Genomic DNA, 11,046 nt, shown 5'->3' on the forward strand with positions numbered 1-11,046 from the left:
CCCCGCGCCCGTCCCGGCCGAGTCCGCGCTCGGCGTGCTCGGCCGGGCGGGTGCCGGTGACCCGGTCGCGCGGGAGCTGGCCGCGCTGCTGACCGACACCGCGTCCGTCGCCGCGGAACTGATCACCGCCCGGCGGGTCCCCACTCCCCGTGTGGCCCCGGTGCCCGCGGTGCCCGAGGTGCTGCGGGTCGACGTCACGACCATGCCGTACCTGCTCGACCACTGCTTCTTCCGGCAGCGGCCCGGCTGGCCGGACGACCGCGACCGGTGGCCGATCGTGCCCGCCACCACCGTCCTCACCCACCTCGCGGACCTCGCCACCACTCCCGGCACGGTCGCGGTCGCCGTGCACGACGCCCGCATGATGAAGTGGATCGAGGCCATCCCGGCCGTGGACATCCCCGTCCGCACCCGGCCCGTTGGCCCCGGCCGCACCGAGGTCACCCTCGGCGACCGCGCCGCCGCCGTCGTCGAGACGGCGGTCGCCTACCCGGCCCCGCCCGCGCCGTGGCGGTTCGACCCGGCCGCCGAACGCGTACCGGACCTGACCGCCGCGCAGCTGTACGACGAACGCTGGATGTTCCACGGTCCCCGGTTCCAGGGCGTGCTGGAGCTGACCGCGATCGGGGAGCGGCACGTGCGGGCCCGCCTCGCCGCGTTGCCCGTGCCGGGCGCGCTGCTCGACAACGTTGGCCAGGTGCTCGGCTACTGGATCATGGCGACGCTCACCGAGCGCACCACCGTGTTCCCGGTCGGCCTGCGGTGCCTGCGGTTCTTCGGCCCGCGGCCAGGGCAGGAGGAGACCCTCGAGTGCCTCGTGCGGATCACCGAGGTCACCGACTCGACGCTCACCGCGGACATGCAGCTGGTGCACGACGGTCGCGTGTGGGCGGACATGACCGGCTGGGCGGACCGCCGCTTCGACACCGACCCCGGCATCCGCAAGGTCGACCGGTACCCCGGCACGTTCACGCTGTCGTCGGTGCAACCCGGTGGCTGGGCACTGATCCGCGAACGCTGGCCCGATCTCGCCACCCGCGAGCTGATCATGCGCAACGTCCTCGGCGGCGCGGAACGCGAGACCTACGCCGCCCTCCCGCCGCGGCACCGGCGGTCGTGGCTGCTCGGCCGGATCGCCGCCAAGGACGCTGTCCGGCAGGTCATGTGGTCCGAGGAGGACGGCGAGGTCTACCCCGCCGAGCTGGTGATCGACAACGAGGCGTCCGGGCGGCCGGTCGTGCGCGGTGTGTTCGGGCGAATGGTCGGCGAGCTGACCGTGTCGATCGCGCACCGCGGCGGGCTCGGGGTCGCGATCGCGCGGCGCGGACCGTGCGGCATCGACGTCGAGGAGGTCGCCGACCGGCCGAGGTCGGCGGTCGAGGCGGCCTGCTCTGCCGAGGAACTGACCGTGTTCGACGAGGTGGTCGAGCGCACCGGCGAGACCCCGGCGTGGTGGTTCACCCGGTTCTGGGCCGCCAAGGAGGCGGTCGCCAAGGCCTACGGGACCGGGCTTTCCTGGCACCCGGAGCGGTTCCGGGTGGTCACGGCCGAACCAGGCGAGCTGACCGTCCAGTGTGGATCGTCGAGCTACCGGGTCCACCTCGCGCACGTGCCGGACCAGTCCAGGGACTACGTCGTGGCCTGGACCCGCGAACCCGAAGGAGATCAGTGATGACCACTCACCTGAGCGCCGACCAGGAGACCGTGCTCGCCGACATCGCGGGCATGCTGCGCACGGTCGTCGCGGACCTTGGCCTCGACGACGTCGAGATCACCCGCGACACGACCTTCCACGACGACCTGGAGCTGGAGAGCATCGACCTCGTCGTGCTCTCCGGCGCGCTGCGCGAGCACTACGGCGAACGCGTCAACTTCGCCGAGTTCATCGCCGACCTCGAGCTGGACGAGATCATCGCGCTGACCGTCGGCAGGCTCGTCGACCACGTGGTGGCGTCGCTGGGAGCAGACGCATGACCGAGCGACTCCGCACCGGCGACATCACCACCCACGCCGCCAGGCTCGGCGCGTGGTCCGGCGACGGGCGACCACTGGTGGTGTTCGTGCACGGGCTGCTCACCGACAGCCTCGCGAGCTACTACTTCACCCTCGGCCCCGCGTTCGCGACGGCGGGCATGGACGTCCTGATGTACGACCTTCGCGGGCACGGCCGCAGCGACCGGCCAGCGACCGGGTACCGGCTGGAGGACTTCGTCGACGACCTCGCGGCGCTGCTCGACGCGCTGGGGGAGACGAGGCCGGCGCACGTGGTCGGCAACTCGTTCGGCGGCACGGTGGCGACCGCGTTCTCCGCATGGCACCCGGCGCGGGTCGCGTCGGTGACGATGATCGAGTCCGAGCCGCCGGTCGCCGCGTGGACCGGGCACATGGCCGAGGGGCTCGCCGACGCGCGCACGCGGCTCGCGCACGCCGAGGCGTTCGGCTGGATCTCAGCCAACTTCGGCGCCCACACCGCGCGACTGTCCAAAGTGGCCCATCGGATCTTCCAGTCCACCTCGCTCGCCGCCGACGTGCCGACGAGCAGGGTGATCGACGACGACCTCACCGCGCTGACCCGCCCGCTGCTGGCGGTGTTCGGTGACGAGTCGGGGCTGGCCGACCAGGTACCGGACCTGACGGCGAAGGTCGCGCGGTGCCGCACGGTCGTGCTGCCGGACCAGGGGCACTCGGTGCTCGTGGAGAAACCGGAGGAGACGAGGGACCTGATCCTCGCGTGGGTGCGCGAACACCCGCTGGTCGAGGCCGTGCCATGAGGTATCTCCTGGTCGTGCCGCCGCTCGTCGGGCACGTCAACCCGCTCGTCGGTGTCGCGGCCGAGCTGGCGCGGCGCGGGCACGACGTCGCGTGGGCAGGGCATCCCGAGCTGGTGCACCGGCTCGCGGGCGCCGACCAGCGCGTGCACGACTGCGCCGTGCCCGGCCAGGGGCTGGCCAGGACCCCCGGCCTGACCGGCCCGGCCGCGTTCCGGTTCCTGTGGGAGGAGTTCCTCCTGCCGCTCGCCACCGCGATGGCGCCCGGCGTCGCGGCCGCGATCGAGGAGTTCGCCCCCGACGTCGTGCTCTGCGACCAGCACGCCGTCGCGGGTGCCCTGGTCGCGGAGCGGTTCGGCATCCCGTACGTCACGTCGTCGTCCACCTCGGCGGAGCTGGTCGACCCGCTCGCCGGGCTGCCCAAGGTCGGCCGCTGGCTCACCGACCGGCTCGCCGCGCTGCGTGCCGACCTCGGTGGGGACGGCACGGCCGATCCGCGGTTCTCCCCGTATGGCGTGCTCGCGTTCACCGCACGCGAGCTGGTGGGGGAGACCGGTCCGGGGATCCGGGTGCTCGGGCCCGCGATCGCGCCGCGCCGTGCCGAGCCGGACTTCCCGTGGGAGGAGCTCAACCTTGGCCGGGTTGTCGTGCTGGTCAGTCTCGGCACCGCGAACACCGACGCGGGCACCCGGTTCCTCATCGAGGCGGCCGAGGCGCTGGCTCTGCTCGCCGACCGCGTGCAGGGCGTCGTCGCGGACCCCGGCCAGGTGCTCGCCGGGGTGTCGCTGCCAGAGCGCACCATCGTGCGGGAGTACCTCCCGCAGCTGTCTCTGCTGCCCTATGTGGACGCCGTGGTGTCGCACGGTGGGCACAACACCGTGTGCGAGTCGCTGTGGCACGGCGTGCCGCTCGTGCTCGCGCCGATCCGCGACGACCAGCCGATCGTCGCGGGGCAGGTCGTCGACGCCGGTGCCGGCGTGCGGGTGCGGTTCGGGCGGGTCGACGCCGCCGGGCTCGCCGCCGCCGTCGACACCGTGCTCGACCCGTCGACCGGTCACCCCGCGGCCGCCGAGGTGATCGGCAGGCGCCTGCGTGCCGGTGACGCCGTGCGCGCCGCCGCCGACTTCCTCACCACCACAGTGTTTTCCGACGTCGGGGTACGCACACCCCGGTGATCCATCCCTGCTACAACGGAGTGGTTCCATGCACAAGACCAGATTCGTCCTGGCCGCGTTACTCGCCGCCGCCGCGACGACGACCATGTTCGCCGCGCCAGCGTCGGCGGCCGCGGGCAAGTACGTCGCACTCGGTGACTCCTACGCCGTGGCGCCCGGCACCTACACCTATGACGACCCGAGCGAGAGCGACCCGTGCCGCCGTGGGCCGCTCACCTACACCCGGTTGTGGGCGGCGGCCCACCCGGACGTCGCGTTCACCGAGGCGTCCTGCTCGGGTGCCACCACCGCCGACATGATCTCGACGCAGGTGCCGCAGCTGACCGCGGACACCTCGCTCGTGACCGTGCAGGTGGGTGGCAACGACGTCGGTTTCGTCGCCGTGCTCCAGAACTGCATCCTCACGCTGGACGACCAGGACTGCCTCGACGGTGTCGAGGCGGCGAAGGCGGCGGCGGTCGGGGTACTGCCCGCCGGGCTGGGGCAGACCTACGCGGCGATCCGAGGGGCCGCGCCGTCGGCACAGGTGATCGTGGTCGGTTACCCGCGCCTGTACACGATCGGCGGCGACTGCGGCATCCTCGGCCTGAGCGACCGGGAGCGGACGGCGCTGAACTCGGCGGCCGACACCCTCTCGGACGTGACCGCCGCGGCGGCCGGGGCGGCGGGGTTCACCTACCTCGACGCGCGTCCGGTGTTCGACCCGCACACCCTCTGCTCGGGTGGCGGCGAGTGGGTGACGAGCCTGGAGTGGGAGAAGCTCAACGAGTCCTACCACCCGAACGCGGCAGGCCACCGCGACGGCTACCTCGCCGCGCTGACCGCGATCACGGGCTGACCCGTGCCGGTGCCGTGGGCGTTGTGGAGACGACGCCCACGGCACCGGTCCGTCAGCCGAAGGTGAACGAGTAGGCCTGTACGCCCTGGCTGACTGTCACGGTGACCGAGCCTGCCTCTATGGCCTTTGTGGACAGTAGCCGGTAGGAGTTGGGTGTGCCGTTGACCTGGATGGTCTTCGTGGTATCACCGGAGGTGTAGGTGACGGTGCCCGTGCCGGACAGGACCATCCGTACTTCCTTGGCGTGGTAGTCGAGCCGGAGTCTGCCATCGTCGCCCGTCGGGGTGATGTGCTGGCTGGTCAGCGTCCAGTCGCCGTCGAGTGCGAAGCTGTCCTTCGGTTGCCTGTCAGGGAAGGAAAAGCTGCGGTCGCCCGAGGTGTAGGTGCCCTCGCCCGCGAAGTTCACGCGTTTCGTCGAGCCGAGGTAGGTCTCGCGGGTGATGTCGGCGGTGTCCGGGGTGTCGTCGGCGGTGTCGGTCGGCGCGGGCAGGTTCGCCGCCGGGTCCGCATCGCGCAGCAGTGCGCGGATGAGCTTCTCCGTGGTGTCGTAGTCACCCTCGCCGAACTTGATGTGCCGCACGGTGCCGTCCGCGTCGATGAGGTAGTGCGCGGGCCAGTACCGGTTGCGGTAGTTGGTCCACGTCGCGAGGTTGTTGTCGAGCGCAACCGGGTACCGCATCCCGAACCTGTCGGCCGCCGACTCGACGTTCCCTGGTTCCTTCTCGAACGCGTACTCCGGTGCGTGGACCCCGATGACCCGCAGGCCCGCGTCGCGGTAGGCCTCGTCCCACGCGGTCACGTGCGGGATGGAACGCTGACAGTTGATGCACGAGTACGCCCAGAAGTCGAGCAGGACCACCTTGCCGCGCAACGACTTCAGTTCCACCGGTGCGCCGCCGGGCGTGTTGAGCCACTGCTGGATGCCCTTGATGTCCGGGGCCGTCCCGCACGACTCCAGCTCCCGCGCGCCGTTGCCGCACTTGTCGAGGTCCTTGTTCTGCTCGTTCTCCAGCCCGCCGAGGTCGAGTGCCTCCCGCACCTGCTCGGAGTTGTTGACCTCCTCCTGCAGTCCGGACGTGTAGTCGGGGATCGCGCGCTGCAGCAGCTGCGGCAGGTTGAACACGAGTCCGATCGACAGCGCGATCATGACGACGCCCGCGGTGATCCGGATGCCGCGCTGCCGTTTGCGGAACGCGGCCACCCGCTCGGCGACCCGGCGGCCCGCGAGCGCGAAGAACAGCAGCGGGATGGCGGCGCCGACCGCGAACGTCACCGTCAGCACCACGGTGTCCATGCCGATCTGCCCGGTCGAGCCCGCCACGGTGATCGCCGCGAGGACCGGGCCAGCGCACGGCACGTACACCGCGCCAAGGGCCAGGCCGAGTGAGAACCCACCCTTGTCCCGGTCCGGGTTCTTCTGCGGAATCCAGGTGAACGGCTTCTCCAGGAGGTGCTCGAACCTCGGCACGATCAGCCCGATGCCGATGAGCGCCAGCACGATCAGCCCGGCCCAGCGCAGCACGTCCTGCGGCAGCCCGAGCACTGACAGCAGCAGCGACCCGAACAGCGTGACGAGCGTGAAGCTGACGACGAGCCCGGCGATGACCAGGAAGGGCCGCGCACGGGAGATGGGCGGCTTGGTCCGTTCGGCCACGGCGACCGTGCCCGCGCCGCCGTTCGCGGCGGTTTCCCTGGTTTCGGCGCCCTGCGCGCCGGTGAAGAAAATGACCGGCAGCACCGGAAGAATGCACGGGGAAATCCCGGTAACCAGGCCACCGATCAGTCCGATCAAGGCGAGTGTCAGCACGGCGTCCTCACTTGGGTTGTGCGATGTCCCGATGAGGTTCGCGGCCATGGCCTCGGCGGATTGGCTTCCAGGAGCCGAAAAACACGGTGAGTAACGGAATGGTAACGACGGTTCGGGGCGCCCATCCGGCCGGCTCGTCCCTCCGAAGACCAGTTGTTCGCAGCCCAGAGCGGGCTCGAGAAAGCGCCGCCGGAATTTCGGCGTGCGACCGCTACCCGGAATGGGAGAACAACCTGTCATGAATCGCAACATTCGTCGCGGCACGCTGGCCATCGGTGTCGCGTTCATCGCGTTCTTCGGCGCCGCGTGCAGCTCCGGCGAAGGGGCGTCGAACGAGAGTGCCGGTCAGCAGGAGACGACCACGACCACGGAGGACGGGATGGCCACTGGCATGGCCGACCCGGCGGCGGACCTCGTCGGCCCCGGCTGTGCCGGTTACGCCGAGCAGGTGCCGGAGGGCCCAGGCTCGGTCACGGGCATGGCCGCCGACCCGGTCGCGGTCGCCGCGAGCAACAACCCGCTGCTGACGACGCTGGTGCAGAGCGTGTCCGGTCAGCTCAACCCGGACGTGAACCTGGTCGACACGCTCAACGGCGGCGAGTTCACCGTGTTCGCCCCGGTCGACGACGCGTTCGGCAAGATCGACGCGGCCACCATCGAGACGCTGAAGACGGACTCCGCGATGCTGACCAAGATCCTGACCTACCACGTGGTTCCCGGCCAGCTGTCGCCCGACCAGATCGTCGGCGAGCAGACGACGGTCGAGAAGGGCACGGTCACCGTCAGCGGCTCCGGCGACGCACTGAAGGTCAACGACGCCAACGTCATCTGCGGCGGCGTGCACACCGCCAACGCCACCGTCTACCTGATCGACTCGGTCCTCATGCCGACCGCCTGACCCCAGGAAACGGCAGCCGGGACTCCTCGACCACGAGGAGCCCCGGCTGCCTCGCGGGCACGTGGTTGCGCTGCCGACCGTGCGCTCGCCCGGTGGCCTGTTTGCGCAGTGGCGCATCTGAGCCACCCGGAACGCGCTGACTCTCCGGGGCTCTCTTGGCACGATCAGTGACGAACATGTCACGACCAGGAGGAACCCTATGAAGAAAAGGCTGGGTACGCTGGCCGTCGCGCTTGCCGCGGCGGCCGCTGCCCTCATCGTGCCGTCGGTGACGGCGTCCGCGAACGCGGCGGCGGCCTGCCCCGGCACCGCGGTGTTCGAGGTTGACGGTTACGGCTCGGGCGAGTCGCTCGTGAACTGGAACCGGTCCGGGTTCAACGCCAACCCGCCCGCCGGGTGGCAGATCATCCAGGTGCCCTACTTCGCCGGGGTGTTCCCGATCGTGGACCGGCTGGCGCTTGACGCGTCCGTCGCCGAGGGGACCGGGAAGCTCGACCGCGCCGTCCGCGACTTCCACGCCGCGTGCCCAGGCGCGCGCCTCGTGCTGTCGGGGTACTCCGAGGGCGCGGTCGTCGCGGGTGACGTGCTGCAGCGCTTCTCCCGTGAGAACGCCATTCCGCACCACCTGCTGAACGGTGTCCTGTACGGCAACCCGCGCAGGGACTTCGGCGACGGCGGCACCGGCGGCGTCGCGGGCGGCATCGAGACCAACGTGCCCACGATCCTGCCCGGCGTCACCATGCTCGGCGGGCAGAAATACGGCGATCTCGCTGTGCGCAACGTGTGCAACGAGAACGACGGGATCTGCAACTCCACCAACATGATCACGAACCTGGCCGCGTTCGCGAACGGGCTCGTCGGTTACGCGAGCGGAGACCACGGCTACGACCTGAACCCGGCCCGCGACCTCGGCAACGGCGTGCTCCTGCACCGCCAGCCGCCGCGCGTCGGCTACGGTCCGCCGCTGCCCATCCCGATCGGCACGCCGTGGCAGATCCAGCAGCTCCTCGGCGGCAACGCGGGCCGCGCGGAGCTGGTGGCGGCCCGCAACGGGCTGGCCGCGCTGGTCGGGCAGCCGTTGCTCGACCGCCTCAGTGCCACCTCGCCCTGGTTCAAGCTGATCCAGGCGGGGTGACCGATCCCAGCACGCGCTGACGCCCGTCACATCCCGGCGAGAAACGGCCGGTGACCTCGATAGGGTCGGGATCTGGATTGCCCGATCCCGAGAGGCGTGATGTGACCAGCCAGTTCGGCGCGTTGCTGCGACAGCTGCGGATGCGGGTGGGGATGACGCAGGAGGGCCTCGCGGAACGGTCCGAGCTGGGCGTGCGCACCATCCGGGGACTGGAGACCGGTGAACGGGCCGATCCCCGTGTCGGCACCGTGCGGCGGCTGGCCGACGCGCTCGAGCTGGCGGAAGCCGAGCGGGTCGAGCTGTTCGCCGCCGCCGGGCACGCCGTCGCGGTTCCGGGGCAGGGTCCGGAACCGGGGCCCCCGCCCGCATCCCTGCCCGCGCCGACCGTGCGTTCGGCGGGCATCCCGTTCGACTTCACCGACTACGGCGACGGCAGCACGTGGGCGCCGGGGTGCACCGGCAAGCACGCACAGCTGCCGTGCCTGCAGGCCGACATGACCGACTTCGTGTCACTGCTCATGACGCGCCTGCGGCACCCCTGACCGGGACCGTTCGCGCGCGAGAGGGCGTTCCACACACAACGGGACGCGGCATGCGGCCCAATCCGCTGCACCGCTCGGCTGAACCTTTTCCCAGCGTGCGGGCAAACGTTCACAAGAGAACAGAGCGAGACCGGTCCGATCTCTTGTGTGACCGCCTTCCTGCGACAAATGTGGAAAGCGTTCGCGCGAACATCCGCTCCATCTCCATCCACAGTCGACTCCCACGAGGGCTGGAGTCCGGCTGCCCTGCAAAAGGAGAAACCACGTAATGGGAGATTCACGCTCAAGCTCGAAGAGACGGGTTCTCGGGGCTTCGGTCGCCGCGGCCACCGCCGCGTTGATCGGTATGGGCTTCGGGGCCACGGTGGCACAGGCGGCCGAGGGCGACGTGTTGTACGCGGGTGCGTCCGGCGCGATCAAGGACAGCTATGTCGTCGTGTTCAAGGACTCGGCGATGTCCGCGCAGGGCGTCGGGGACCAGGTGTCGGGCCTGGCCTCGAAGTACGGCAGCAAGGTCGACTACACCTACACCTCGGCACTGCGCGGCTTCGCGGGCACGATGAGCGAGGACGCGGCACGCAAGCTCGCCGCTGACCCGAGCGTGGCCTACGTGCAGCAGAACCGGACCGTGCACACCACCGTGGACCAGCTGAACCCGCCGTCGTGGGGCCTGGACCGCGTCGACCAGCGCGACCTGCCGCTGGACAGCAAGTACTCGTACTCGACCACGGCGAGCAACGTCACCGCGTACGTGATCGACACGGGTATCCGCACCACCCACCAGGACTTCGGCGGCCGCGCCACGTGGGGCACCAACACCACCGGGGATGGCAACAACACCGACTGCAACGGCCACGGCACGCACGTGGCGGGCACCATCGGCGGCACAGCGCACGGTCTCGCCAAGGCCGTCCGCCTCGTGGCCGTGAAGGTGCTTGACTGCGCCGGTTCCGGCTCGTTCGCCGGTGTCGCCGCGGGCATCGACTGGGTGACCTCGAACCACACCTCCGGCCCGGCAGTGGCCAACATGAGCCTCGGCGCCCAGGGTTCCGACGCCGCCACGGAGACCGCGGTCCGCAACTCGATCATCGACGGCGTCACCTACGGCATCGCGTCCGGCAACTCCAACGCCAACGCCTGCAACTTCACCCCGGCCCGCGTGACCGAGGCGATCACGGTCAACGCCAGCACGAGGACCGACGCGCGCGCGTCGTTCTCGAACTACGGCACCTGCACCGACATCTTCGCGCCAGGCGAGGGCATCACCTCGGCGTGGGGGACCGGCGACACCGCGACGAACACGATCAGCGGCACGTCGATGGCCACCCCGCACGTGGTGGGCGCCTCGGCCCTGTACCTGGCGGCCAACCCGACGGCCTCCCCGGCCGCGGTCCAGACCGCGCTGAAGAACGCCGCCACCCCGAACAAGATCACCAGCCCGGGCACCGGCTCCCCGAACGCCCTGCTGTACACCGGCACCGGTGGCGTGACCCCGCCGAACCCCTGCGCCGCGGTGACCAACGCGAACAACTACACGATCAATGACAACTCGACGGTGAACAGCCCGGTCTCGGTGTCCGGCTGCACGGGCAACGGCGGCGCCTCGGCGACCGTCGAGGTCCACATCGTCCACACCTACATCGGTGACCTGGTCGTCGACCTCGTCGCCGCCGACGGGTCGGTGTACAACCTGCACAACCGCTCCGGCGGCAGTGCGGACAACATCAACCAGACCTACTCGGTGAACCTGTCCAGTGAGGCCGCCAACGGCAGCTGGAATCTCCGCGTCCGCGACGCGGCCAGCGCCGACGTCGGTTACATCGACACCTGGACGCTCGACCTCTGACCGTCGGGTCGTGAGCTATAGGGCGGGTGGCGCGGGT

Annotated in this window: 10 protein-coding genes; 9 read left to right on the forward strand and 1 reads right to left on the reverse strand. The window is 70.6% G+C overall.

Annotation, left to right across the window (positions count from 1 at the left end):
* The 5 genes from WBA97_RS10125 to WBA97_RS10145 all read left to right on the forward strand — a co-directional run.
* The coding region (locus WBA97_RS10125) for a 4'-phosphopantetheinyl transferase superfamily protein (protein ID WP_424230480.1) at nt 1-1,672 on the forward strand (1,672 nt) is incomplete at its 5' end.
* Nucleotides 1,672-1,974: an acyl carrier protein gene (locus tag WBA97_RS10130; RefSeq protein WP_424230481.1), complete on the forward strand. Its 303-nt coding sequence runs from the start codon at nt 1,672-1,674 to the stop codon at nt 1,972-1,974. The genes WBA97_RS10125 and WBA97_RS10130, both read left to right, overlap by 1 nt.
* Nucleotides 1,971-2,771 (forward strand): alpha/beta fold hydrolase, encoded by an 801-nt coding sequence (locus WBA97_RS10135; RefSeq protein WP_424230482.1) that lies wholly within the window; start codon nt 1,971-1,973, stop codon nt 2,769-2,771. The genes WBA97_RS10130 and WBA97_RS10135 overlap by 4 nt, the downstream gene beginning before the upstream one ends.
* A complete protein-coding gene (locus tag WBA97_RS10140; RefSeq protein WP_424230483.1) occupies nt 2,768-3,943 on the forward strand; it encodes a glycosyltransferase in 1,176 nt (391 codons plus the stop codon). Before WBA97_RS10135 ends, WBA97_RS10140 begins: the two co-directional genes overlap by 4 nt.
* Nucleotides 3,944-3,971: 28 nt before the next feature.
* A complete protein-coding gene (locus WBA97_RS10145; RefSeq protein ID WP_424230484.1) occupies nt 3,972-4,781 on the forward strand; it encodes an SGNH/GDSL hydrolase family protein in 810 nt (269 codons plus the stop codon).
* Between the two features lie 52 nt (nt 4,782-4,833).
* Here the strand turns inward: WBA97_RS10145 and WBA97_RS10150 are convergent, their stop codons facing one another.
* The gene (locus tag WBA97_RS10150; RefSeq protein WP_424230485.1) at nt 4,834-6,519 is read right to left on the reverse strand and encodes a cytochrome c biogenesis protein DipZ; all 1,686 of its coding nucleotides are present in this window, start codon (nt 6,517-6,519) and stop codon (nt 4,834-4,836) included.
* A 307-nt stretch (nt 6,520-6,826) separates the two neighbouring features.
* Between WBA97_RS10150 and WBA97_RS10155 the strand changes: the two genes are divergently transcribed.
* The 4 genes from WBA97_RS10155 to WBA97_RS10170 all read left to right on the forward strand — a co-directional run bounded on the left by WBA97_RS10155 (nt 6,827) and on the right by WBA97_RS10170 (nt 11,009).
* On the forward strand, nt 6,827-7,486 hold the full coding sequence (locus tag WBA97_RS10155) for a fasciclin domain-containing protein (RefSeq protein ID WP_424230486.1): 660 nt from the start codon (nt 6,827-6,829) through the stop codon (nt 7,484-7,486).
* A 199-nt stretch (nt 7,487-7,685) separates the two neighbouring features.
* Nucleotides 7,686-8,621: a cutinase family protein gene (locus WBA97_RS10160; RefSeq protein ID WP_424230487.1), complete on the forward strand. Its 936-nt coding sequence runs from the start codon at nt 7,686-7,688 to the stop codon at nt 8,619-8,621.
* Between the two features lie 101 nt (nt 8,622-8,722).
* Entirely contained in the window at nt 8,723-9,163 is a 441-nt protein-coding gene (locus WBA97_RS10165) for a helix-turn-helix domain-containing protein (protein WP_424230488.1), read from the forward strand.
* Nucleotides 9,164-9,431: 268 nt separating this feature from the next.
* Nucleotides 9,432-11,009, forward strand: coding sequence for a S8 family peptidase (locus WBA97_RS10170; RefSeq protein WP_424230489.1), 1,578 nt, complete (start codon nt 9,432-9,434; stop codon nt 11,007-11,009).
* Nucleotides 11,010-11,046 lie beyond the last annotated feature (37 nt).

Origin of the sequence: Actinophytocola sp., assembly GCF_049647105.1 — a bacterium.
Classification (GTDB): Bacteria; Actinomycetota; Actinomycetes; order Mycobacteriales; family Pseudonocardiaceae; genus Actinophytocola.